The organism is Mesorhizobium sp. L-2-11 (assembly GCF_016756595.1).
Lineage (GTDB): Bacteria > Pseudomonadota > Alphaproteobacteria > Rhizobiales > Rhizobiaceae > Mesorhizobium.
This window is the reverse complement of record NZ_AP023257.1, coordinates 5,015,856-5,039,309: the sequence shown is the minus strand read 5'-3', so window position 1 is coordinate 5,039,309 and position 23,454 is coordinate 5,015,856. Positions and strand designations below refer to the sequence as shown.

The following is a 23,454-nucleotide window of genomic DNA, read 5'->3' as shown; positions in this document are numbered from 1 at the left end:
CCGAAACACCGCAGGCCCGGTCCGGTCAGATCTTCATCCGCATGAAGATCGGCTCCGGCAAGAGGCGGATGACGAGCATGATGAGACGCCAGCGCCCGAGGATGTAGATCACGGTGCGCCCCGCGAGCTGCGCCTCCACGATAACCTTGGCAACCTGATCCGGGCTGGCCGTCAGGGCCTTGGAGAGCTTCAGGCCGCGTGTCATGCGGGTTGCGACGAAGCCGGGCTTCACGGTCATCACCTGCACGCCGCGCCCGGCGAGCCGGTTTCGCAAGCCAGACAGAAAAGCCGTGAAACCCGCTTTGGCGGAGCCGTAGACATAGTTCGTCGCCCGGCCTCGATCGCCGGCCACCGAACTGATGCCGATGATCGTTCCCGCGCCTCGCTCGGACATGCGGTTCGCCAGAGCCGAGAGGAGTAGCGCCGGAGCGACATAGTTGGTCTCCATGATCCTCCGCGCGGCCTCGAGATCGGCCTCGGCCGCCTTCTGGTCGCCCAGCAGGCCGACCACCGAAACCACCGTGCCGGGTACCTCGTTGAGCCCCGCCAGAAACGCCTCGCGCTCGGCGCGGTCAAGGATGTCGAGCTCGACCGCCCGGGCCGTGGCCCCGTGCCGATGCAGGAGGTCGCGAAGATCGGGGTCGAGCCGCTCCACGCGACGGGCCGCCAGCACGAGGGAGGCGCCCCGGCGCGCATATTCATGCGCGAGGGCGCGGCCGATATCCGACGAGGCGCCGATGATCAGGACCGGTGACAGGATCGCGGTCAAAGCCCGAGCCTTTCCGACTGGACGGACGCAAAGTGGCGTTTGGGATCGAAGCGGTCGCGCAGGCGCGCGAAGTCCCGCAGGCGCGGATAGCCCCTTTCCATCACGGCGATGCCCGCGCGGGCGTCCTTGGCGAGATAGAGCCGCCCGCCATGGTCGGCCACGATGGCATCGAGCTCAAGCAGGAGGCTGAGATTGGCGGTCGTGCCGGGGAAGTCGAGGGCCAGGGTGAAGCCCCTCATCGGAAACGAGAGCGGGCCTGCGCCCTCGGCACCGCACAGCTTGAGCACCGCCAGCAACGACCCGGCGTGCCGGGCGGAGATCAGCGAGAGCATCGTCTCGACCCCGTGCCGGCTCGCCTCCTCGGGCAGCACGCTTTGGTGCTGCACGAAACCAGCGCGGCCATAGATGCGGTTCCAATGCGCAATAGCATCGAGGGGATAGAAGTACGGATCCAGGGGAACCAGCGCGGTGCCTGGGCGCCCGCGGGCGTAATAGAGCTCGTTGAAGGCGGCCACGGTGAAGCGGTTCAATGTGGCGCCCGGAAAGTCGAAGGGGACCGAGCGCATCCGCCCACCGCGGGGGAGGTAGGGCCGGCCCTTGCGCTCCTTTGGCAGATCATCGAGGGCGACGTGTTCTCCCCGATAGACCAGGGACCGGCCGAGGCGGCCGCCCCGGGCCAGGCAATCGATCCAGGCCACAGAATAGTTGGCGATGGAGGCCTCCTTGAGCCGGGCCATGCTCTCGGCGAGGTTCTCCGCCCGGATCGTCTCCTGCCGGACGAGGTCCGTCTCGATGGCCCGGAGCGGGAAGGCCGCCCGCAGGATGACACCGGTGAGACCCATGCCGCCCTGGGTCGCTCGGAACAGGTCGGCATTCTCCGTCGGCGAGCAGCGAAGGATGCGACCATCCGCCAGCGCGAGGTCTAGATACGCCAGGTTGGCCCCGAAGCACCCGTCCCGGTGATGGTTCTTCCCGTGCACGTCGGACGCGATCGCCCCGCCCACTGTGACGAACTTGGTGCCCGGCGTGACCATTGGAAACCAGCCCCGCGGGACGAAAATGTCCGCGATCTCGGCGAGAGTCACCCCGGCCTCGCAGGTCAGAAGCCCGCTCCCGGAATTGAAATCGAGGATGTGGTTCGAGGCGGTCATAACGAGGGTCGCACCCCGATTCAGGGCGGCATCGCCGTAGGAGCGGCCGGCCCCGCGGGCGATCAAGCTGCGGTTTTCCGCAATGATTGCAATCACTTCTTCCTCGCCGCGCGCCTCGAGGACACGGCAGGACACGCGCGGAAACCGTCCCCAGCCCGAGAGCATCATAGGGCGGGCGCCATAAATACGCTTCTGCTTGACGATCGACGCCGGCGCGAGCTCGGGTGCGGAAACGACGGCGCGGGACCCGACCTCGGCCGGCCTAGCCATGACGGTCATCAAAGGCTCTCCTATCCGGAGGGAACGTGAGAGGCGGCCAGTGTATGCCCCTCTTTCTTCAGTCGGTATTCCTTGTAGGCTGCGATCAGCATGCCCTCGTCGAGGTACTGCGGCACCCAGCCGAGCTGGTGCTCGGCCTTGGAGACATCGAGCACGCAGACATCGTCGGCGATGAGATACTGCTCCGGATCCATGATCGGCAGGTTGAGGAGATCGAGCAGGTCGAGCGTGCGCTTCACCGCCCAGGCCGGCGTCGGGATCAGCAGCGACTTCGAGCCGGCATGGCGGATGAGGTCGTCAGCCTTGATGCCGACCGCGGCGACCGCGGTCCGGTTGGTGACGTCGGTTTGGACGAAGCGCACGCCGCCTACCTCACATGCTCGCCATAACGATGAAGGCGCAGAGGAGCCCAGTGACGAGGCTCACCCGATCCCGCACCGCGAACACCACCGGATCATCGTTCATCTGTAAGCGGTCAGCCGATAACGTCAGGCCTAAAGTTCCAAGGCATGAGCATTTCGATTTCGGATGCCGGCCAGCCTTGAGCGATGCGGGTCAAGGTCTGCGAGAGCCAGTCGAGCGGATCGACGCTGTTCATTTTGCAGGTTTGCAGCAAGGTGGCTACCGTCGCCCAGGTTCGTCCACCGCCGTGGCTGCCGGCGAATAGACTATTCTTTCGCGTGATCGTCTGGGGCCTGATTGCACGCTCGACGATATTGGAGTCGATTTCGATGCGACCGTCCATCAGAAAGCGTTCCAGCGCCTCCCGCCGGGTGAGCGCGTAGCGGATCGCCTCGGCGGTCTTGGATTTTCCGGAGACCTTGCCCAGTTCCGCTTCCCATAGATCGAAGAGGCTCGCGACAATGGCCACGGACTTTTCCTGACGTAGCGCGGCGCGGCTTCCGGCATCCTTGCCGCGGACCTCGTCCTCGACCTTCCACAATTCGGTCATGGCGATGATCGAATCCGTCGCGGCCTGCGAGACCCCGCTGATGTGCAGGTCGTAGAATTTGCGCCGCAGGTGAGCCCAGCACCCGGCGAGCCGGATTGTTTCATTGCTGCCGGCTTTGGCCCGTGCCTTGACCAGGTTGGTATAGGCCGAGTAGCCATCCACTTGCAGGATACCGCTGAATCCGGCGAGGTGGCGCGCCACGCAATCCGCACCTCTGCTGTCTTCAAAACGATAGGCAACCATTGGCGGACTGGTTCCGCCATAGGGTCGGTCATCCCGTGCGTAGGCCCACAACCAGGCTTTCGTGGTTTTCCCGGAACCAGGGGCAAGGGTGGGCAAGGTCGTCTCGTCGGCGAAGACCCTTTCGCCCTCCTTGATGCGCTCCAGTATGTAATCAGCAAGCATCTGCAGCTCGAAGCCCAGATGCCCCATCCACTGCGCCATCAACGACCGGCTGATCTCGACGCCGTCGCGCAGATAGATCGCCTCCTGCCGATAAAGCGGGAGGCCGTCGGCGTATTTGGAGACGGCGATATAGGCGAGCAGCCGCTCCGTCGGCAGCCCGCTTTCGATGATGTGCGCCGGCGCCAGAGCCTGGACCACGCCGTCACGGCCCCGGAAGGCGTATTTGGGACGGCGCGTGACGATGACCTGGAACTTCGGCGGCACGACGTCCAGCCGCTCGGATCGATCCTCGCCGATCAGAACCTTTTCAAGCCCCTCGCAGTCGGCCGGGATTTCCGGCTCGACGACCTCCTCGATGCGTTCGAGGTGGGCAGCAAAGCCCTTGCGCGGACGCGGGGCGCGCTTCGGCTTGTTCCCGACCGCGCGGTCGAGTTCGCTCCGGATTTCCGAAAGGCCGGTCTCGACCTCTTCGAAGGCAAAGGAGGCCTGCTCGTCGTCGATGGCCAGGCGTAGCCGCTCGGAACGCGTGCCATGTTGCGTGCGCTGTAAAACTTTCAGGATTGACGTGAGATTGGCGATCCGCTCGCTGGCGCTTTTCTCGACAGCTTTCAGCCGGGCGACCTCCGCCTCAGATGCTGCGATCCGAGCGTCGGCGACTGCGATCCGGGCCTCGCTTGCAGCCTGCTCGCGAGCCATGGAAAGGATCATCGCCTTCAGCGCATCAACGTCGTCGGGAAGGGCAAGACCCGGTAGAACCATGGCAAGCAACAGAGCACAAAAACAGCCGCTTTCCCAACCGTTCCAGCCGCATGATTCATCTTGCCGCAGGCCGGTTTCAGCCCGTCGATAACGGCCGCCTGACCCTGGCCGGACGAATCTTTTTCCAGTCCAGTCCGGCCAGAAGCGCCATCAACTGGGCGTGGTCGAGACGCATGCGCGCGGCCGATATCCCCGGCCAGCAGAAGCTGTGATCTTCCAGAGTCTTCGAATAAAGACAAACCCCGCTGCCGTCCCACCACACGATGCGAACCCGGTCCGCACGCTTCGAACGGAATACGTGAAGTGCCCCCGAGAATGGGTCCAGGCCGCCATCCCTGACCAGCGCCATCAAAGATGCCGCGCCCTTGCGGAAGTCGACCGGCTGGCACGACACGTAAACCACCACACCGGAAGCGATCATGCCTTACGAACCGCGCGGATGATCCTCGCCAGGCGATCGGGATCGACATCGCCGCCGGCGCGCACCACTGCGTCGCCAATGACGATTTCCACCGTGTCGCTGCCCACCGCTTCAAAGCGCGTGAACTTCGCCGGCTTGCTCGCTCCCTCCGTCAGTGGCGCAACCATGCCCGACGAAAGCGCCTTGCGGCGCCACGCATAGAGCTGCGAGGGGTCCAGCCCCTCGGAACGCGCAACCGCCGAGACATTGCCCCCTGGCGAGAACGCTTCGGCGACAAGCCGTGCCTTCTCTTCGTCCGACCGATGGCGCGGCTTGCGTCGGGACGGCACAGGCTCCGCCGTCAAAATCTCGAATGTTCGATGATGGCTCATACTGTCGCTCATAGGATTCTCCGCATGATTCATGCTGAAAATGAGCGATCAACCGCCTGCACGCTACGTGGGGACGCCTACGCGCTTACGTTCATCTCGCCCCGGCGGGTCTTGATGATGATCCGGCTGATCCAGAACAGGATCGCTATGCAGATCAACCAAAGGCGCTCAGGGTGGCGGTAGAGGGAGGTGACCGCCTCGCTGTTCAGGTAGAGTGCCATCACGAGGGCGGTGAGATAGCCGCTCGCCGCCGCCATCGCCTCCAGGCTCGGCAGGTCGCCGAGCTGATAGCCCCGGCCGGCCGGATCGCCTTGCCCGCTCTTGACGCGTTCCACCAGTTCCGTGCAGCGCTTCACCAGGGCGAGGCTGAGGAACAGGAACATTGAGAGGGCCTCGAGCCAGTGCGAGATCGCCACCCCGGCCGCGACGCCGCCGCCCACGAGCCGCAAGGCATAGAGGATTGCGAGGGTCATCACGTCCGCGATGATCTTGCGCTTGAGGTAGAGCGAATAGGCCGTGGTCAGGGCCAAGTAGCCGCCGACGACCAGCAGGAAGGTGGGCGTCAGCATCAGTGCCAGCAGCAGCGAGGCCAGGAGCAGGGCCGGCACCATCGCGATCCCGTGGATCAGCGGCACAGCCCCTGACGCGAAGGGCCGTCGGCATTTGCGCGGATGCTCTCGGTCGGACGGAAGATCAAGGAGGTCGTTGACGATGTAGACCGCCGAGGCGCAGAAGCTGAAGCTCAGGAATGCGATGGTACAGTTCAGTGCTGAGGGCACGATCACGTGGCCAGCGGTGGCCGGAGCGAAAACGAGAATGTTCTTCAGCCATTGGTGCGGCCGCAGGGCCCGCACGTAATCGCGCCAGTGCGATCCGCCCTCGTCCAGTGACACGGCGAACGGCATGGTGCCGCGCAATTGCCGTAGCAGCCGCGGGGTGCCGCCGGCCACCAGGGCCTCGCCGCAGCGGCTCCAGACGTGCAGATCCACCCGGTCCCCGCCGATATAGGCGAAACCGCGCTCGCCGAAGCGTTCGCACAAAGCTTCCGCCTTGGTCTTTCCAGCGAGATTTACCTCTTCGCCCGAGCCGAGCACGCCATCGAAGAGGCCGAGATGGCCGCTCACCGCCCGGACGAGGCGTATATCGGATGCAGAGGCGAGGTAGATTGGCCGGCCTTTCGCTCGCTCGGCTTCAATATAAGCGAGCACGCAGCCATTGTAGGGAAGGCGCGCCACATCCACCACGAGTTCGTCCACAATCCGAGTCTTGAACACTGCTTTGCCCTCGCGCAGCGCGGCCAACGTCCGGAGCGCCACAAATGGCTTATTGGCGAAGAGCGCCAGGAACGACTCAATCAGCAGGTCGGACTGGATTAGCGTCCCGTCGAGATCGACCACGAGAGGGCCCCGCCCAACGCCGGACGGCGGCTTCGCGGTGCAAGGAGGGGGAAGCTCCGAAGATGTGACGGACCGCTGGTCCACGCCCGTCGATGATGACACCACATCCGTCCCTTTCCCTCGGCTAGAGGATACTTGAAAAATCTTGCTCCCGGTAAATTCACCAAAACTATCCGTTCAATCAATCAGTTGGAAGACAGAGTACATATATCCATTCAGCTTCCTGAGAAGCTGCTATACATCAATAGACATTACGATCAGAAAAGATCAGTAGAGCAGTTTTCCAAATTATCTTAATGTCGAGAAGCATGCTCCAGGATTTTATATACCAGAGGTCGTGCTCAATGCGTTTTTCCATCCTCCAGAGTTCCTTCGTTTCCCCTCGAAAGCCATTGATCTGAGCCCAGCCTGTCAAGCCGGGTTTTACATGATGGCGATAAGCATAGCTCGCAATGGTCAAAGTATAGGTGTCGTCATGAGCGACGGCGTGAGGTCGGGGCCCAACCAGGGACATCTCCCCCCGAAGCACGTTGAACAATTGCGGCAGCTCGTCGATGTTCGACCGGCGCAATATTCGGCCAAGTCGGGTAACCCGCGCATCATTACGCTGAGCCTGGCGAATTTGTGGACCGTTCTCCTGCACCGTCATAGATCGGAATTTGTAAATATTGAACGGCTTGCCACCAAAACCTCGTCGCATCTGCCGGAACAGCACAGGCCGACCGTTCTCGAGCGCTATGGCACATGCGACCAAGGCCATCAACGGACACAGGAACAGCAGTAGCAGGGATGCAACAGCAATGTCGAACAACCGCTTGAGCAGGCGTTCGGCAGGCCTCAAAGGCATACGCTGGACTTCGAAGGCTCGCTGCCAGCCGGTGTGCAGCGGGCTTCCAGCCAGAATTCTGTCTATGTAGGCGTCGGCGAAAAGATAAATCGGCAGCGGGAGGCGGGACATTTCCTCCAAGATGCGTTCGATCAACTTCCGCTGGTCCCAGGAGCAAAAGAGATAAACTGCCCCATACGAGCCATTACGAAACGCAGCCTGTGCAGCTGCGGCGGCGGCATGTACCGATCGTGCTGCGATCGCGCCATCATCGTTCTCGATGTTCGAAACACCACAAACCGCGATGCCCTGTTGCCCAAGCTTGTTGATTATCCCCTGTTCCTTTCCAGGAACGCCAGAGTAAAACAGATAAACTGTGCGCAACACGAGTTTCTCAGCCGCGAGAAGCCGTCTCAGCCCACGCGCCAGAACCGCGTGGCCAGGCGCCAGGATTGGAAAGCCGACCGCAAACGCCAGCGTCAAGGAGCCGCGCGAGAACGTCGACGTCGTCTTCGTGAGAAAGGCGAGCCAGAGAATTGAAAAGAAAACGAACACCCAGCCACTGAAGAGTGTTTTGATCCTGCAGTGATCGTCCAGGATGCCACTAACCGTGTAGGCGCCCCTGGCGGTCATGAATGCGACCAGCAACAGACCGGCGGTAACACTTAGGCAGATCGAATCCCAGATATCTGGCGGCCTGACGCCGAAGGCCCTATGGTAGAGCTCAATTGACGCAAGAAGTATTGTCTGTCCAAGAAGGAAATCAGCAGTTGCGAGAAACACGCAAACTGCTCCCACAGGAAGCCGTAGCGGCTCTACGCTTCGCTTCCAGAGCGCACGCGACGCCTCGGTTGGTGCATGCCGCATAGAGACGAACCCCCCGAATCCTGTTGCATCCCTTCTCCTTCTTGGCTCATGGCACACGCCAATCCCACAAGGAGGGGGTTATCCCAACGGCTTCCAGTCGGTTGGATTTGATTTAAATGTCTCAGAGACATGCCGCTGTTACCCCGGGCACAGACGAGTCGCTATTTTATCGTATCCTAATGTGCTAAATTTTGTGCCTTAACGCGTCTGCGCGAGACGGATTGGAGGTCGGACTCGTTCAAAGAGGTGGTCAAGGCAACGCTTAAGGGGCTGGGGCGCTTACCCTATCAGGGAGAGGAGCCATGGGAGAAAATGGCGCTGAGGTTCGGGTCAAACAGCTGAACAAAATACGCTTATTTCGGCAATTTGGGGAAGATACTCTTAGTGAAATGGCAAAAGCATCCATCCTAAGGAGGGTTCCAAAGAATAAAGTCTTAACTCACATTGGAGACATACCGCGTTATATTTACTACATAATTCATGGAAAAGTTCGTCTTAGTGTTCCCCTCTCAGATGGCCGAGAATTCATCTTTTCCGATCTCGGTCCCGGTGACACTTTCGACTTGACTAGATTGTTCATCGCGCGACACAGTAACATGAACGCTGCGTCAATCGTGGACAGCGATTTGCTTCAAATCGAAGCAGCTTTCATGGCTAGTGTCTTCGACAAGCACCCAGATCTCGCACTGAAGGTGATCCCGTACTTATGCCAAGCTACGCACGACGCGCAAGAGCGAGTGATCCACAGTGCGTCCAATGCCCTATCCATTCGATTGGCGAGCACGCTCTTGCGATTGACTGAGACCCCGCACAGTACGGCTACCGTGAATGGAGCTCGGAGAATCCACATTTCGCAGACCGACCTCGCGGCAATGATCCCGGCGTCTCGAGCGAAAGTAAATCGTTGCCTGAGAGAATGGGAACGGCGGTATCTGACCCAATACGACCACGGCTCGCTGACAATTCTCAATCGCACCGCATTAGAGTCTGTAGCTCTTGGCTACTCGCGTTTGATCGTTCAATGATGCCTTTCCCGTGTGCTCGGGCATCTCCACGCCATCCTCCGGGAAGATAGTGAACCGGAGGTGGTGGCGGTCGTGCTCGGATCGCTCGGTAGAGTCTTTTACGTCGTCGTCGTAGGTCGCCGCACCGGACGTATGCGCCTTCGTCGGTAACGAGACACCGCTCACTGCCGTGCAGACTGCGTCGACTGTCGCCCGAGATTGGACGATGGCACGCACCAGGGTACCGCCCCTTTGCTGTGCTCGGCGCGACTTTGCTGTTGCAGAATCCGGGACTACACTACCATCGGCTCCGCGCAATTACCTCACATCGGGGGAAGAATGGATCTGCAAGCCTTCAAAGATTCGATTGCGAAATCACAGCCGCTCGCCGGCTTGAGTCCTGCCCTGCAGGCGCTGTGGTGGGATGCAAAGGGCGATTGGGACAAGGCGCACGAGCGCGCACAGCTGCGCGACGATATGGCGGGTATGCGCGTGCATGCCTACCTGCATCGCAAGGAAGGCGACCAATCGAATGCGGAATATTGGTATCGTCGCTGCGACGCCGCACCGTCGACCTTGCCGCTTGATGAGGAATGGCAAGAGTTGGCGCGGGAATTTTTGCGGCAAAGCTGACGCCTTTCCCGCGTCAAGTCTGATTGTGGGCCGCGATCCCGTCGTCGTATGCAGGTTTTTCTCACGATGCTACCGCCTGTCGACGATTCTTGGCTTGCAGGCCTGGGCGAGGGCAGGGGCTATACTAGCTCCTGACTTTGATCGGCAAGCGACACGGCGAGCTCGCCATCTGCGGCTCGGCCGCCGCAGTGGCGCGAAAAGGATATTTGGCTCGCTCGCTGTGCAAATAGAAACGCGCGATGTGAGGAGTTGGCCATGTTTTCGTACGATTGCGTCGGCACTGTTCGCCGCGCTGCTCTGCTCGGTGGCCGCGCGTGCTGCTGCGGAGGAAGTCCGCTACTATCCCGTTCCGGAGGGCGCCGGCCCGCACGATGTCGCTCCGGCGCCGGATGGCTCCATATGGTATACCGCCCAGGGACAGGGCGCGCTTGGGCGGCTCGATCCTGATAGAGGCGCGTTCAAGCACATAACCCTTGGCGACGGCTCGGCGCCGCACGGGGTGATCGTTGGTCCCGACAGAGGCCCCAACGCCATCGTGCGCGTCGATCCCGAAACGGAAGCGGTGAAGGCGTTTCTGCTCCCCGAGGGGCACGGCAACGCCAACCTCAACACCGGTTCCTTCGACAAGGACGGGAGGCTCTGGTTCACCGGGCAGGAGGGCATTTACGGCAGGCTCGATCCGGCGAGCGGCAATGTCGACGTCTGGAACGCCCCGCGAGGTCGCGGCCCCTACGGGAGGCAGATGCCGCTCTACACGAAGAGAAAATCGCTGTTCGAGATGCTTGCAACGAGGACACCGTTCAGTGAAAGCATGTCACTGTCGGAGAAGACGACCAGCGTGTCGCTCCCGACCTGCCGGAGTTCGCTGTAGCTTTGGTAGCCTGAAATCTCCAGCAGATCGTCGCCGGAAAGGTCGAAGTCGGTGATGGTGTCGTGGCCATGGCCGGCGGCGAAGACGAAGCTGTCGTTTCCGGTTCCGCCAGTAAGGATATCGGTGCCAAGACCACCGACGAGCCGGTCCGAGCCGCCCCGGCCGTCCAGCCGATCGCCGCCGCCGAGGCCTTCGAGCGTGTTCGCTGCGCCGTTGCCCACCATGGTGTTGGCGAGCTCGTTGCCTTTTCCCGCCAGATTGGCGGCCGACCTCAGGAAGAGGTTTTCGACGTTGTCGGCCAGGGTCCAGTTCACATAAGCATGCGTCTCGTCGAAGCCGCCATCGATCTCTTCGATGGTTTTGTCACCGGTATTGTCGACATGGTAGACGTCATCACCCGCGCCGCCGACATGCATGTCGGCACCCGCTTCTCCGTTCAGGATGTCGCTGCCGCCCATTCCATAAATGACGTCCGCACCGGAACCGCCGGTAAGCGTATTGTTGCCGTCGTCGCCTACGATTGACCCCGGCGGCGGCTCGTCGAGGGCATCGTTCCAGACGAAATCCGAACTGCTCAAGGAGGCGCTGGTCACGCCTTTGAGGAGAACAGTGTCACTGTCGGAGAAAACGACCAGCGTGTCGCTCCCGACCTGTCGGAGTTCGCTATATCTTTGGTAGCCTGAAATCTCCAGCAGATCGTCGCCGGAAAGGTCGAAGTCGGTGATGGTGTCGTGGCCGTGGCCGGCGGCGAAGACGAAACTGTCGTTTCCCGTTCCGCCGGTGAGGATATCGACGCCAAGACCACCGACGAGCCGGTCCGACCCGCCCCGGCCGTCCAGCCGATCGGCCCCGCCGAGGCCTTCGAGCGTGTTCGCCGCGCCGTTGCCTACCATGGTGTTGGCGAGCCCGTTGCCTTTTGCCGCCAGATTGGCAGCCGACCTCAGGAAGAGGTTTTCGACGTTTTCGGCCAGGGTCCAGTTTGTATAAGCATGCGTCTCGTCGACGCCGCCATTGGTCGCCTCGATGGTTTTGTCACCGGCATTGTCGACATAGTAGACGTCATTACCCGTGCCGCCGACAAGCGTGTCGGCGCCGGCCCCGCCGATGAGTTGGTCGGAGCCGCCGCGGCCCTCCAGCAAATCATCGCCAGCCAGCCCATCCAGCACATTGGCGCCCTCGTTTCCGCCGAGTTGGTCGGCAAAGGAAGAACCTGTGAGATTTTCAATGCTGGTGAAGGTGTCGCGGTCGCTTCCGATACCGGTCCCGTCCAGGCCGAGATGTTGCTCCAAGGCGTCCATCCAATGTGAGGCGATTTTTGCATAGCCCCCGGCAGTCGGATGCAGCCCGCTATCAAGCGGCGGCGCGGTGATGTCATCCGGTGTCAGATCGCGCATGTCGACAAAGGCGATCTTATGCCCCTGGGCGGCCAGTTCAGAGATCAGACCGGGCATTGCATCATTATACGCATCGACACGGTCTGCACGCGCTTGTGATTGTTGGCCGACGCGAACGGGAGGCACGGATCCGACGAAGACGGTCAAGGCGGGATCGCTGGAGGTCAAGCTGAGCAACAGGCTGCGCAGATCCTGCAGCATTGTTGGCACGCTATCGGTCGAGCTGTCATTGGTTCCGGCAATCAGCAGCACGGCGTCGGGTTTCGTGGCTGCCACGACATCGTTGTCGATGCCGTTCAGTTGATTGAGCGTCCAGCCGCGGTGACCCTCGTGATCCCGATCGCCCATGCTGGCGGGTCCGTTGGACGAGGAACCGACGAAGTCGATCTTCACATTGAGTGCCGCCAACTGATCCAGCATAAACTTCCGATATCCGCCGCTTTCGGTATCGGAAGAGCTCGCGATCACTCCATATGTGATGGAATCGCCCAACGGCAGTATCGACAGCAACTTGTAAGCATAGCCGGAAGCCAAATCGGCGATGACTCCACGGGACGAAGCGCTGTAACTTACGGCGTCGCTACCGGCTCCGCCGACGAAAGCGTCCGGACGGCTGCTATCATAGAACACCGTCATAGGATTTTCTCCTCCTGGCAAAGCTGCTCATGGGGATGACCGCCTGGGCCGCAGCAGAAGATCGCCATACCTGATCGGCGAGTCGAGACCGATGCCGTAGGGGCCTTTCAGCCCGAAGATGTTAGTATTGAACGGCGGCGTCTGCCCGGACCCGCAGTCGGGTCCGGCTGTCAGGCCGATCGTGTAATTCCACGCTCTGCCAGCGTCGTCGCGGATATTGCTGTTTGCGCCGCGTTCGAGCTGCCGATCATGCGGGTTGTGGCAACCCCATTCGAGGACGGGAACGCTAGCTTTCTTCCGTCCGACGAACTGCTGCAGGAAAAAGGCTGAATCGAAGCCAGCGCCGATCACGACGATACCATGGTGCACGATACCATTGTGCTTGTCGGCGACCTGTTTGGCCCGGGTGTCGAGTACCATGTCCATGGCCTCTTCAGCCACTGACCCTGCACCTGATGCCGATGCGATCGGTTTCCTGCAGGTCAGCGAGACGAATTCAATGTTGCATCGCACTCTTAGGCACTGCAACATAACATTTGCCACTACTTTGGGTAGTTAGGCAACATTTTTTTGAGTCTCCGATACCTGGCCCGGCACCGGCACGGGTGACGACGGCTGGGCGATCGCTGTTGCTGTTACTGGACCTAAATTGCGACAGATCGGCAATTCAACGCGGGTATTTATCGATAATTGGCGCAAATTGTGCGCGCGCATTGAGCCGGGGCATCTTGAACTTTCGTCGTTGCCTGTGCGTTTAGGTTGTAGTACGCGTCCTGTTGCAGTGCAGCAATGTCCCCTGCAAATGTGCGGCCGCGTGAGGGCTCAATTCGTCATCGGAAAGGTGAGCACCCGAAAACCGAATAGGTGAGGCGGAAATTCCGGAAGACGGGAGAAGCATGGTATGAGCATCGGAGCGGGCAACGCCCCGCCTTGGCCGTCAGTCGGCATCGAGCGTTCACCCGTTGAACGCTGTGTCCTTGCAGCCCTTCTTTTTTTCCCGTTCCTGTGCGGGCTCGTTCCGATCCTGCTCTACCAAAAGGCGGCATCCCGCGTGGCGTGGCACGATCCTGCCTTTGCCACGGCAAGCGCTTTCGGGTTGGCTCTACTATGCTGCCTTTTTTCATTCGTGCGCTATCCCGCCGAGGCGCGGGCTGCGCGAATTATCGTCGTCGGCTTGGCGATAACGCTGGGCCTCTTCAGCTTCGGGCTTGGGGACGAACTTGGCATTGCCGACGCGGCTCGCGCCGACGCGTTGGGCAATGTACTCATCTATTCTCGCCTGATCGCGCTTGTGGCGGCGTTTTTTTCGATCCTGCGGCCCTCCTTTGCAATTTTCCCGATGGTCTATTTCGCCTTCCACAAGGATGTCACACGGGCAGTCTCCGGTGCTGAGGAACTGGGCCGCAACGACTATGCGCCCTTGATTGAGGCCGGTCTCTTCCTGGCCTGTGGCCTATTGGCCCTAAGCCTGCTGCAGGGTTTGAGCCGGCTGAAGCTCTTCACCAGGAACGTGCCCAGCCTTAACGAACTCGGAACCAGGGATTTCGCGGCCCAGGCTGCCGGCATACTGCTGCTTGCTGGGATCGGCGCCCATTTTGGCAACTACTTCATGTCCGGGATCGCCAAGGTCACGCTTGACGGAGGGCCGTTGAGCTGGATCCTCGAGAACCCGACCAGTTCCATCATGCTGGCCGGGTACGGGTTGGGCGCGGCCCCGCTGGGCTTTTCCGAATCGCTGCTCGCTCTTGCTTATGAAGCAGTCAGGGCGGTCCAGATTCCGATGAATGTCCTCATCCTTGCTGCGCAGCTTCTGTGTTTTCTCGCTTTTTTGCGCCGGCGGTGGCTCATCGGACTGACCGCGTTCTTCGATATCATGCATATCGGGATCTTCCTTCTGAGCGGCGCCCTTTTTCTGCATTGGATCATCTTGAACAGTCTGATCGTCGCCGCTCTGACGAGAATGAAGGAAAATTCGTTTTCCAAAATTGCCATCGCGACCGGGATTGTTGTCACCATATTCGGCGACGCGGTCTTTTATAACGCGCGGCTCGGCTGGTACGATTCAAGGCAAATCCGGCAAGCATATTTCGAGGCGCTGACGAAACAAGGTGACTGGGTGCGGGTCGCACCGAGCTTTTTCCGCGACGCCTCCTATCTGCTCTATGCCCGTCACTTCGGCTATCAGGAATATCGTCGTGAATCCGGCCACGTTCCGACCTCAGCCTGGGGCCAGATCGGGATTAGGCAGGTGCAGCCAAAGTCGTCGGACGTTGCCTCGTCCAACTATGAGGTCATGAAGCTTACCAAAGAGTGCGCCTATCCAGTCGAACTGCCAATCACGCCGGCTGACTACGATGCGGCCCGCCCGACGTCGTTTATTCTCGGCCAGCACAATCGCGCCGCGAACCTGGCGAACTCGGCTGTTGCGGTCGGTTACAACTTCTATCCACACCATCATTATTCCATGCCGTTCCTGCACCGCCCGTTTGAGGCGTTGGAGCCTCGCGACGTCGTTGCGTATCGATACCTGGTCGATACCGTCTGCCTCGATGTCGCAGATGGCAGGATCGTGCGGCGGGTCATGACCCAGACATTGGGACCCCGGATTGATGTCCGCCAGTGAATCCGGCGAGGGCGCAGCCGACGTTTCAGCACGCGAGCTTTGATTACAAGGCAGCACCAGTTCCGTTCTCGCAATCCTACCCTGACACTGGTCCAGAATTGCCACGGAAGTTGAATTTCATTCCCTCGGCAGCCCGTCATAATAAGGCCGGCGGCGGCATTACCGGCATGTCTCGAGGAGGAGATGAAGATGCGGCTCAACAGGCCTTTGGTTTTTACGGACAAGGTTTCATCGGCGCTTTCTGCCGCAGCAGGGAGGAAACGGCGTCTGCGTCATATCCTGATATGTTCAACTGTGGCGGTCGGTTCCGCGATCGCAGGTTTTTCGGCACAAGGCGCCGAAAAGGGAAACTGGATCACCACTTGGGCTGCCACACCTGCTCCGCGCTGGTCGGACGATCTTCCTGCGCCTTTCGGAGTGCCGGAGGTATTGGAGAACCAGACCATCCGCCAGGTCGCCCGGATCAGTGTTGGCGGCAATAGCGTGCGGGTCGTGCTGTCGAATGCTTTCGGCGAAAAGCCGCTGACCATCGGCGCTGGCAGCGTCGCAATAGCAGGCAAGGGCGGCGAGATCGACCAGAAGACCCTGAAGCCCCTGACCTGGGGCGGCAAGAGTTCTGTGGTCGTTCCGCCGGGAGCTCCGATCCTCAGCGACCCCGTCGCGCTATCGGCAGAAGCGCTTTCCGAAATCTCGGTCAGCATCTTCCTGCCGAAGAAGACGGCACTGTCGTCGGTGCATTGGGATGGCGTGCAAACTGCCTACATCTCCGGCCCGGGTAATTTCACGAGCGACGCAGCGTTCAAGGCTGACACCACGCTCAAGTCGCGCCTTTTTCTGAGCGATATTTGGGTTGATGCCGCACCGGAATCTGAGGCGATCGTGTTTTTCGGGGATTCCATCACGGATGGCAATTGCTCGACCCCTGACGCCAACAATCGCTGGCCAGACCATATCGCCAAGCGATTGCAGGAGGCCAACCGCAAGGTCGCGGTGGTCAACGAAGCCTTTTCGGGCAATCGCGTGTTGACCGACGGTATGGGTGTCAATGCTCTGGCCCGTTTCGATTCCGATATACTGAGCCATCCCAAAGTCGCGACCGTTGTCCTGATGATGGGCATCAACGATATCGGCTGGCCCGGGGGAAATGCAATCACGCCGGACGACAAGCAACCGACGGCGCAAGACATCATCACCGGATACAAACAGCTCATCGACCGCGCCCATGCCCGTGGCATACGCATTGTAGGCGCGACGCTGACCCCCTTCGCCGAAACCTTCAAAGGACTTCCCACCGAGGGTTACTACACAGCCGAGAAGGAAAAGATACGCGTCGCGGTGAACCAATGGATCCGCACCGGCGACGGATTCGATGGCGTGATCGACTTCGACAAGGTGATGGAAGATCCGGCCAAGCCGGGGTATCTGCGCGACGACTACGACTGCGGCGATAACCTCCATCCCAACGACGCGGGATACAAGGCAATGGCAGACGCGGTCGATCTCGAAATCCTGTTGGGTCCAGCCAAGTAGCCGGCTGTCGCTGCCGACCTTGCCGCGCTGCTCAGGCATTGCGGCAAGGTCGGTTCGCGCATGGCTCAAGTGAGCCCGAGCCGGACAAGATGGCGTACGACCGGCGAGAACATCTCCTGACCGATGTAAGCTCCGGTGTTGGTATTTTCGAAGAGTGGGCCGGCGACTGACGCATCCTCGAGCACCGGAATACCTGCCTGGCGTGCTTGAGCCGCCATCTCACCAGCCGCTCGGCCCTGGCCTTTGCCGACGACCGTCGGCACCGGCGTTTCGCCCTTGATGTAACGCAATGCCACTGCGCGGTCACCGGACACGAAGACGATGACCGCGTTTTTCACGCCCAGCTTCGCAGGTTGCATCACCGCCTCACGGCGCTGGCGCTGCTGTTCATGCCGAATCAACGGATCGCCTTCGAGGTCCTTGTGTTCGCGCTTGTATTCAGTTGTCGTCATGCGCATGTCGCGCAGGAACAGCCAGCGCTGAATAGGTACATCGATCACGCCGATGACGACAAAGGCCAGGGCGGCGGCAATTCCAAGCGGTGTCAGCACCGCCTTGATAATTGGCTCCAGGCATGACGGAGCGCATCCCGGAGCATCGAAGAGCGGTTGCAGCCATGCGATCAAAAGGAATGCGAACAGGCCGGCTAGCAACACCACCTTGGCAAGGCCTTTGGTGAACTCGACGACGTTGCGCAGCGACAGGATCTTCTGAAGACCTTTCGCCGGGTTTATGTGATCGAATTGCGGCTTGAGCGGCTCAAACGAGAACACCGGCCCAAACGTTCCCAGCATGCCGAAGACCACGGCGAGAACGACAACGATTCCGACGAGCGGTAATGTGGCGAGCATCAGCAATGACAACGAATGGCGGATGGCCAGCAGGCTGACTTCAATGAACGAATCGCCCGGGGTGGTCACCGTCTGCACGAGTTCCGAAAGGTGCTCGACGAGCATCGGCCAGGCAAAATAAAGATAGCCAAGCGCTGCGAAAAGCGTGAAGCCGGAGCCCAGGTCGCGGCTTTGCGAAACCTGGCCTTTGCGGCGAGCGTCGCGAAGCTTCTTGTCGGACGCCGGTAGTTTCTTTTCCTCAGCTTCTTCGGCCATGTTGCAATCTTATCGCACTGTTGTGGTTCCAGTCGGCCAAGGCCGTGTGTAAGGTGCGGCGGGCTTGAATACGGAGAGGTGGATATGCGGCTGCACGTCGTGTTCTTGCCCGTCGTCGCCATGTTGGCGGCGGCCGGTTGTCAGACGACCAAAACCGATACCGCGCAGGCAAAGGCACAGGGCCCGTCGTCGCAATCGGAGCGTCTGATCAAGCTTGCGGACGATATCCATGCGCAGGGAGACAGTGGCACCGCAATCGCGCTCTACGAGCGCGCGGCAGCGATGCCGGATGCCAAGCCGAGCGCCTTCGTCAAGGCGGGCGAGGCCTATATGCGAGCCGGCTATCCCGCCGAGGCGGCTAAAGCCTATCAGGCCGCGCTCGCAAAAGCGCCGAATGACGGAGGGGCAATGCTCGGGCTTGGCTCGGCGATGATGGAAACGGGCGATATCGATGCTGGCATGCGCGCGCTCGCGCAGGCCGCGCCGCTGGTCAATACCAGCAGCGCCTATATCAGGTTGGGCGTGGCGCAGACATTCGCCGGCCAGACCGGGCAGGCGCAGGCTGCTTTTGCTCAGGCGTTGAAACTTGCGCCGGGGGATCTCGACGTCGAGAGCAACATGGCGTTGGCCGCGGCGCTCGAAGGCAATTCCGCCACAGCACTGCCGCTGGTCCAGAAGATCTCCGCCGCACCCAATGCGCAGTTGCATCACAAGCGCAACGTCGTGGTGGTCTACGGATTGCTTGGCCAGGCCGATCAGGTCAGGGCCTCGCCGCCGATCGGCCTGGCGACCAAGGAGGTGAACACCTTGCTTGCGCGTGCCAGAACCATCCGCTCGAAGGGCAGCACACAGGCCAGGGCGAAAGCGCTCGGCTCTATCCTCGGCTAGAGCAATTCCAGGAAAAGTGTGAAACGGTTTTCCCGGGAAAAGCGCATAGCGCTTTCCCTGGGGAATTGCGCAAAAACAAGGAGATAGAGCGGTTCGGCGTTTCCGCGAAACGATGAACCGCTCTAGCGGATCGGACCGGAACGCGCGAAGCCGATTTGGGTCGAGCCCGACGCGCAGACAACCGGACAAATAAGTGCACCGCGGGCAGGGCCGCATCGGTTCACTCGACCGGGAGCGTTGTTTGCGGCGTTGGCGGCCCGCTATTGGCCCCACCTATGGGAGCCTCTTCGCCATTGAGGTAGCGCCGGGCGGCATTTGCCGTCGGCGCCGCCGCAGCCGCCCCCATGCGCCGGCCCTCGACCAGGTCGCGCTGGCTTTCGGCCATTCGTTGAAGATTGTAGGCGTTGGCGCAGCCGGGCGGCAGGTGGGAGCCGACGCCGCGGACGATCGTCAGATCGGTCGCAGCGGCAGAACGGTCGTCGTCGGCCGGTTCGTTCAGACATGCATTGGGAGCAAGCACAGAGCCGCCGACGCCCTTCTCGGAACCGCCGGTGTCGGTCGACACATAGCTGTAGCCGGGAGAATAGTCCTGCGGCTGTTGCCGGCTGTTCGCGCAGCCGACCAGAAGCAGCACCGGAAGAACAGAGCACAAAGCGAAGCGAAATGTCATGTCCGGTTCCCCGCTACTTTATGATCAGGCCCATCGCCGATGCGTCATTGGCGCGCTTCCTGGGGCGCTTGGCTGCCGGACGATCGAGCGGCGTGGCGAGGCTGTCGCGCACCGGCTCGACCAGATAAGGCGTTATCAGGATCACCAGTTCCGTCTCTTCGCGCTGGAAGCGCTGTGACTGAAAAAGCGGGCCAAGCACCGGCACATCGCCGAGAACCGGAAACTTTTCCAGATTACGCGAGGTCCGCTGCTGGAAAAGACCGGCGATCGCAAAGGTCTGGCCGCTCGCCACTTCGACCGTGGTGTCAGCCCTGCGCACGACGAAACTCGGCATGGCAAAGCCATTGGCGCTGACTGAGCCTGCTTCCGACAAGGAACTGACTTCCGGCTGGACATGCAGCGCAATGCGATCGCGGCCGATCAGCGTAGGCGTGAACCCGAGGGAAACGCCGAACGACTTGTATTGAACGGTAACGACGTCCGTTCCCTGCGGAATCGGAACCGGAATTTCGCCGCCGGCAAGAAAGCTCGCGGTCTGACCGGTCATCGCTGTCAGGTTCGGTTCGGCCAGTATCTTGACGACGCCGTTGCGTTGCAGCGCTTCGATGAGAATGTCGAAGTTGATGCCATGCGCCGGGTCCATGCTCAAACCAAGATTGCCGGTGCCGGAAGGCACGCCATTGTCCTGGAACATGTTGAATTCAAAACCGCCGCTCCTGTATCCGACAGACCAGTCGACGCCGTAGGACTGCAACTCAGTGCGCGAGACTTCGGCGAAGCGGACCCGGATGTTGACCTGCTGCGACCCCTGCACGGTCATGTTGTTCAGCGGCGGCTGTTCCGGCGGCGAGAACGTGCGGGCGATATTGTCGACATCCGTTGCCTCCTCGACGCCTCCTGCCTCGCCGGTCGCAACAATGCGGGTCCCGAAAATCGAGAGATTTGTCGCCGAGTTCGGCTGCATTGCGTGTTTCGCTTCGTTGGCAGGCGTGACATCGGGGGTGACGCGGAACTGGGCCGTTGCCTCGATCCGCTCATCGGCTGTGATTGCAATGAGGTTGGTCAGGCCGGGCTTTAGGCCGAAGACATAGACCATCCCCGGCGACACGACCTGAAGGTCAGCGATCGTGGTGTCGGCGATCAGGACTGATTCTACGGGTTCATTGAAGCGCAGCAGACGTCCTTGCCCGACCGGCAGGTCGACCGTTGGCCGGCTCGGCAATGGCGACACATCCTGTGCCATAGCGTCGGCAAATGTGGACAAAAACGCCACCAAGACGCCAGCCGTCGCGATAGCGAGCCAGCGCATCCGCCCGGCGAAAGTGGCGGATCGAACGCCTGCTGCGGTATCGTGAATTGTCATGCCGTTCCCCTGTTGAGCATGTAGTTCCCCCAATTGTCCCAATCCGCCCGGCTGGCATCATGAGGCTGCCTCTTGTCCGGCTTTCGCCTCAGTTGCTGATGGCAGCGACCGAGAGACGTTGCGTGCGACGCCCGAACGGCCGGATATCGTGGCCAATGGCTGGACGTTGAATTCCTGTGCGATTTCCTGGAACGACAGAACCGGAAGTTCGATGGCATTGTGCGTGAGCAGGCTTCGCATATGACGGCGTACATCCATCGCCGCGAGGACGACCGGTGAGACATCGGTGGCGTTCTGCGACAAGGCTCGTTCGATTTCGGCGATCAATGCCTGCGCATCGTCATCCGAAAGGTTCAGGAACGTGCCGGTCGATGTGCTTTGCACCGCGTTTCGCAGGATGTCCTCGGCCGACCGCTGCAGAACATAGGCTGCGATGATGTTGCTGCGGCCAGCGAAGCGGAAGCTGATCTGGCGCTTCAAGGACGCGCGAATATATTCCGTAAGCAGAACGACGTCCTGCTCGCGTTGACCCCATTCGATCAGCGCTTCGAGGATCAGGCGCAGGTTGCGGATCGGCACGTTTTCGCCGACAAGTCGCCGAAGCACCTCCGCGATTTTCTGCAGCGGCACGATCTCCTGCGCCTGTCTGACCAGATCCGCATAGTCCGGCTCCATGTCCGACAGCAGCCTGCGGGTCTCCTGGATCCCGACGAAATGGCCGGCATAGAGCCGAAGTGCATTTCCGGTCCATTTGGCCGCTGTTTGTGCCGGCGTGGAGAAGTCGAAGCCGGCTTCCCTCAACGCCGAAAGGTGGCGATCGTCGACCCACATGAATTTGCGCTGACCGGCAATCGGAGACCCCTTTTCGTAAGTCACATCGAGCAGGTCGAGATGGGTTGGGTCGGATTCGACAAGAACGCGATCGGCGGGGATTTCAGCATCCAGGATGGGTGCGCCCTCCAGATCGATGCGCATGCTTCTCGCTGAAAGCTTCTCGTCGACCTGCAGGCCGATGGCCGGGACGTCGACACCGAGATCGCCGAAAAGCTCGCGGCGCACGCCATCGGCGAGCGTGGCGAATTCGGGTTCCGGGACCGAGCGTCCGAGTTCGGTTCCGAAGCGTACGACGATGCGGGATGAAGAAGGCAGTGCTGCAACGGGCGTTGATGAAAGCGACGCCGGTTTTCCAGCTTGTTCGGCCATCGCGGTCTGGCCGATATCCCTAAATTCGGATTCCCGGGCGGTGCGGCGGTTGATGGCATAGGCGCCGGCGCCGAAGCAGGCGCCAAGGATCAGAAACACAAGGGATGGAAAGCCTGGCACGACGGCAAGGCCGACCATGATCACCGCGGCGAGTGCGAGCGCACGGGAGTCGCGTAGTAGCTGGCTGGTTATTTGCTTGCCAAGGTCGCTCGTGCCGTCCGAGCTGCCGACGCGCGTCACCATCGTGCCGGCGGCCACGGCGACGAGCAGTGCCGGGATCTGCGCCACCAGCCCGTCACCCACCGTGAGCAGTGAGTAGGTCACGGCGGCGTCGCCCAGCGACATGTCGTGCTGCATCGTTCCGATCGCGAAACCACCGATCAGGTTGACCAGAATGATGACAATGCCGGCGATGACGTCGCCCTTGACGAATTTCATGGCGCCATCCATCGCGCCGAACAGCTGGCTCTCTCGCTCAAGCTGCTGGCGCAGCCGGCGTGCCTCCGCCTGATCGATGTCTCCGTTGCGCAACTCTGCATCGATGCTCATCTGCTTGCCGGGCAGAGCATCGAGTGTGAAGCGCGCGGCAACTTCTGCAACGCGTTCCGCACCCCGCGCAACCACAATGAACTGCGCAACGGTGATGATCAGGAAGATGACAAGGCCCACGGCAATACTGCCGCCGACGACGAAACTGCCGAAGGCTGAAACGATCTCGCCTGCGTCGGCCTGGAGCAGGATCAGGCGCGTGGTCGTGATCGTGATCGCCAGCCGGAACAAGGTGGCGATGAGGATGACCGATGGCAGCGACGAGAACTGGAGCGGATGAGAAACGTAAAACGAAGCCAGCAGGATAAGCACGCTGACGGCGATATTGGCGGTGATGAGAATGTCGACGAGGAAGGTCGGCAATGGGATGAGCATCATCACCACCGCAACGAGCATCAGGATGGCAATGACCAGATCGCTGCGGCGTGACAGCTTGGCAAGGAAGTGCAGAAGGCGCTCAGATATCGTCATTCGGCGCCTCGATGCGACAGGAAGCTCCGCAAGGCACTGTGCGCCTCGGCCTTACGGCCGGCCACAAGCAAGGCGCGGCTCTTCAGCAACGCCAGTGTCGGGTGGTCCATTCCCTCCAGCGTCTCCAGCCTGGCAATGGTGGCAAGCGCCTTGTCCGCTTCGCCATCGAGTATCAGCAGATGCGCCAGCGTGCGCAGAACGCCGGCATTTCCCGGCGACAGCTGCGCTGCGATAAGCAGGTATGCCGCGCCCCGCTTTGCCTGCCCGTGACTGCCGTAGAGATAGCCCAGGACATGCAGCAGATGCACTGTTTCAT

The 23,454-nt window shown here is 61.0% G+C and carries 19 protein-coding genes and 1 pseudogene; 5 read left to right on the top strand and 15 right to left on the bottom strand.

The genetic code is table 11. The features are described from left to right. Positions 1 to 25 precede the first annotated feature (25 nt). From JG739_RS24150 to JG739_RS24115, 8 genes and pseudogenes are all read right to left on the bottom strand, one after another. Entirely contained in the window at positions 26 to 769 is a 744-nt protein-coding gene (locus tag JG739_RS24150) for an SDR family oxidoreductase (RefSeq protein WP_244749545.1), read from the bottom strand. Then, positions 766 to 2,199: an FAD-binding protein gene (locus JG739_RS24145; RefSeq protein ID WP_244749544.1), complete on the bottom strand. Its 1,434-nt coding sequence runs from the start codon at positions 2,197 to 2,199 to the stop codon at positions 766 to 768. The genes JG739_RS24150 and JG739_RS24145 overlap by 4 nt, the downstream gene beginning before the upstream one ends. An 11-nt stretch (positions 2,200 to 2,210) precedes the next feature. Then, positions 2,211 to 2,495, bottom strand: a pseudogene (locus JG739_RS24140) (NAD-dependent epimerase/dehydratase family protein); the annotation flags it as partial. A gap of 179 nt (positions 2,496 to 2,674) precedes the next feature. Beyond that, complete coding sequence (gene tnpC, locus JG739_RS24135) at positions 2,675 to 4,315, bottom strand: IS66 family transposase (protein ID WP_183445373.1); 1,641 nt, start codon at positions 4,313 to 4,315, stop codon at positions 2,675 to 2,677. Positions 4,316 to 4,391: 76 nt separating this feature from the next. Then, complete coding sequence (gene tnpB / locus JG739_RS24130) at positions 4,392 to 4,736, bottom strand: IS66 family insertion sequence element accessory protein TnpB (RefSeq protein WP_183445374.1); 345 nt, start codon at positions 4,734 to 4,736, stop codon at positions 4,392 to 4,394. Continuing rightward, positions 4,733 to 5,119 carry a transposase gene (locus JG739_RS24125; protein ID WP_183445375.1) on the bottom strand — a complete coding sequence of 129 codons (387 nt, stop codon included), beginning with the start codon at positions 5,117 to 5,119 and terminating at the stop codon, positions 4,733 to 4,735. Before JG739_RS24125 ends, tnpB begins: the two co-directional genes overlap by 4 nt. A 65-nt stretch (positions 5,120 to 5,184) precedes the next feature. Beyond that, positions 5,185 to 6,504, bottom strand: coding sequence for a UbiA family prenyltransferase (locus JG739_RS24120; protein ID WP_202363703.1), 1,320 nt, complete (start codon positions 6,502 to 6,504; stop codon positions 5,185 to 5,187). Positions 6,505 to 6,745: 241 nt separating this feature from the next. Continuing rightward, entirely contained in the window at positions 6,746 to 8,113 is a 1,368-nt protein-coding gene (locus tag JG739_RS24115) for an exopolysaccharide biosynthesis polyprenyl glycosylphosphotransferase (protein ID WP_202363702.1), read from the bottom strand. Positions 8,114 to 8,499: 386 nt separating this feature from the next. Here JG739_RS24115 and JG739_RS24110 point away from each other — a divergent pair, with 386 nt between their 5' ends. Beyond that, positions 8,500 to 9,222: a Crp/Fnr family transcriptional regulator gene (locus JG739_RS24110; RefSeq protein WP_202363701.1), complete on the top strand. Its 723-nt coding sequence runs from the start codon at positions 8,500 to 8,502 to the stop codon at positions 9,220 to 9,222. 318 nt (positions 9,223 to 9,540) lie between these two features. Continuing rightward, positions 9,541 to 9,834, top strand: a complete 294-nt coding sequence (locus tag JG739_RS24105; RefSeq protein WP_202363700.1) for a hypothetical protein — start codon at positions 9,541 to 9,543, stop codon at positions 9,832 to 9,834. 750 nt (positions 9,835 to 10,584) lie between these two features. Here JG739_RS24105 and JG739_RS24100 read toward each other — a convergent pair. Then, a complete protein-coding gene (locus JG739_RS24100; RefSeq protein ID WP_202363699.1) occupies positions 10,585 to 12,735 on the bottom strand; it encodes a GDSL-type esterase/lipase family protein in 2,151 nt (716 codons plus the stop codon). Between the two features lie 27 nt (positions 12,736 to 12,762). Further along, the gene (locus JG739_RS24095) at positions 12,763 to 13,155 is read right to left on the bottom strand and encodes a hypothetical protein (protein ID WP_202363698.1); all 393 of its coding nucleotides are present in this window, start codon (positions 13,153 to 13,155) and stop codon (positions 12,763 to 12,765) included. A 481-nt stretch (positions 13,156 to 13,636) separates the two neighbouring features. Between JG739_RS24095 and JG739_RS24090 the strand changes: the two genes are divergently transcribed. Beyond that, the gene (locus tag JG739_RS24090) at positions 13,637 to 15,358 is read left to right on the top strand and encodes a hypothetical protein (protein ID WP_202363697.1); all 1,722 of its coding nucleotides are present in this window, start codon (positions 13,637 to 13,639) and stop codon (positions 15,356 to 15,358) included. Positions 15,359 to 15,541: 183 nt separating this feature from the next. Beyond that, on the top strand, positions 15,542 to 16,888 hold the full coding sequence (locus tag JG739_RS24085; protein ID WP_244749543.1) for an SGNH/GDSL hydrolase family protein: 1,347 nt from the start codon (positions 15,542 to 15,544) through the stop codon (positions 16,886 to 16,888). A gap of 65 nt (positions 16,889 to 16,953) precedes the next feature. On the opposite strand, the gene JG739_RS24080 is transcribed toward JG739_RS24085, so the two are convergent. Continuing rightward, positions 16,954 to 17,994 (bottom strand): EscU/YscU/HrcU family type III secretion system export apparatus switch protein, encoded by a 1,041-nt coding sequence (locus JG739_RS24080; protein WP_202363696.1) that lies wholly within the window; start codon positions 17,992 to 17,994, stop codon positions 16,954 to 16,956. An 84-nt stretch (positions 17,995 to 18,078) separates the two neighbouring features. Between JG739_RS24080 and JG739_RS24075 the strand changes: the two genes are divergently transcribed. Then, positions 18,079 to 18,882, top strand: coding sequence for a tetratricopeptide repeat protein (locus JG739_RS24075; protein ID WP_202363695.1), 804 nt, complete (start codon positions 18,079 to 18,081; stop codon positions 18,880 to 18,882). Positions 18,883 to 19,102: 220 nt separating this feature from the next. Here the strand turns inward: JG739_RS24075 and JG739_RS24070 are convergent, their stop codons facing one another. From JG739_RS24070 to JG739_RS24055, 4 genes are read right to left on the bottom strand one after another with little or no spacing between them, the layout of a single operon-like run. Beyond that, entirely contained in the window at positions 19,103 to 19,552 is a 450-nt protein-coding gene (locus tag JG739_RS24070; RefSeq protein ID WP_202363694.1) for a hypothetical protein, read from the bottom strand. 13 nt (positions 19,553 to 19,565) lie between these two features. Further along, positions 19,566 to 20,915, bottom strand: coding sequence for a type II and III secretion system protein family protein (locus JG739_RS24065; protein ID WP_244749542.1), 1,350 nt, complete (start codon positions 20,913 to 20,915; stop codon positions 19,566 to 19,568). A 57-nt stretch (positions 20,916 to 20,972) separates the two neighbouring features. Next, positions 20,973 to 23,138, bottom strand: a complete 2,166-nt coding sequence (gene sctV, locus JG739_RS24060; RefSeq protein WP_202363693.1) for a type III secretion system export apparatus subunit SctV — start codon at positions 23,136 to 23,138, stop codon at positions 20,973 to 20,975. Beyond that, a complete protein-coding gene (locus JG739_RS24055; RefSeq protein ID WP_244749541.1) occupies positions 23,135 to 23,446 on the bottom strand; it encodes a hypothetical protein in 312 nt (103 codons plus the stop codon). Before JG739_RS24055 ends, sctV begins: the two co-directional genes overlap by 4 nt. Between the last annotated feature and the right edge of the window lie 8 nt (positions 23,447 to 23,454).

Coding starts and splice junctions, on each gene's coding strand:
- JG739_RS24125 (WP_183445375.1), bottom strand. CDS start 5,119: ATGAGCGACAGTATGAGCCATCATCGAACATTCGAGATTTTGACGGCG.
- JG739_RS24075 (WP_202363695.1), top strand. CDS start 18,079: ATGCGGCTGCACGTCGTGTTCTTGCCCGTCGTCGCCATGTTGGCGGCG.
- JG739_RS24100 (WP_202363699.1), bottom strand. CDS start 12,735: ATGACGGTGTTCTATGATAGCAGCCGTCCGGACGCTTTCGTCGGCGGA.
- JG739_RS24110 (WP_202363701.1), top strand. CDS start 8,500: ATGGGAGAAAATGGCGCTGAGGTTCGGGTCAAACAGCTGAACAAAATA.
- sctV (WP_202363693.1), bottom strand. CDS start 23,138: ATGACGATATCTGAGCGCCTTCTGCACTTCCTTGCCAAGCTGTCACGC.
- JG739_RS24080 (WP_202363696.1), bottom strand. CDS start 17,994: ATGGCCGAAGAAGCTGAGGAAAAGAAACTACCGGCGTCCGACAAGAAG.
- JG739_RS24085 (WP_244749543.1), top strand. CDS start 15,542: ATGAAGATGCGGCTCAACAGGCCTTTGGTTTTTACGGACAAGGTTTCA.
- JG739_RS24070 (WP_202363694.1), bottom strand. CDS start 19,552: ATGACATTTCGCTTCGCTTTGTGCTCTGTTCTTCCGGTGCTGCTTCTG.
- JG739_RS24105 (WP_202363700.1), top strand. CDS start 9,541: ATGGATCTGCAAGCCTTCAAAGATTCGATTGCGAAATCACAGCCGCTC.
- tnpB (WP_183445374.1), bottom strand. CDS start 4,736: ATGATCGCTTCCGGTGTGGTGGTTTACGTGTCGTGCCAGCCGGTCGAC.
- JG739_RS24095 (WP_202363698.1), bottom strand. CDS start 13,155: ATGGTACTCGACACCCGGGCCAAACAGGTCGCCGACAAGCACAATGGT.
- JG739_RS24090 (WP_202363697.1), top strand. CDS start 13,637: ATGAGCATCGGAGCGGGCAACGCCCCGCCTTGGCCGTCAGTCGGCATC.
- tnpC (WP_183445373.1), bottom strand. CDS start 4,315: ATGGTTCTACCGGGTCTTGCCCTTCCCGACGACGTTGATGCGCTGAAG.
- JG739_RS24065 (WP_244749542.1), bottom strand. CDS start 20,915: ATGACAATTCACGATACCGCAGCAGGCGTTCGATCCGCCACTTTCGCC.
- JG739_RS24145 (WP_244749544.1), bottom strand. CDS start 2,199: ATGACCGTCATGGCTAGGCCGGCCGAGGTCGGGTCCCGCGCCGTCGTT.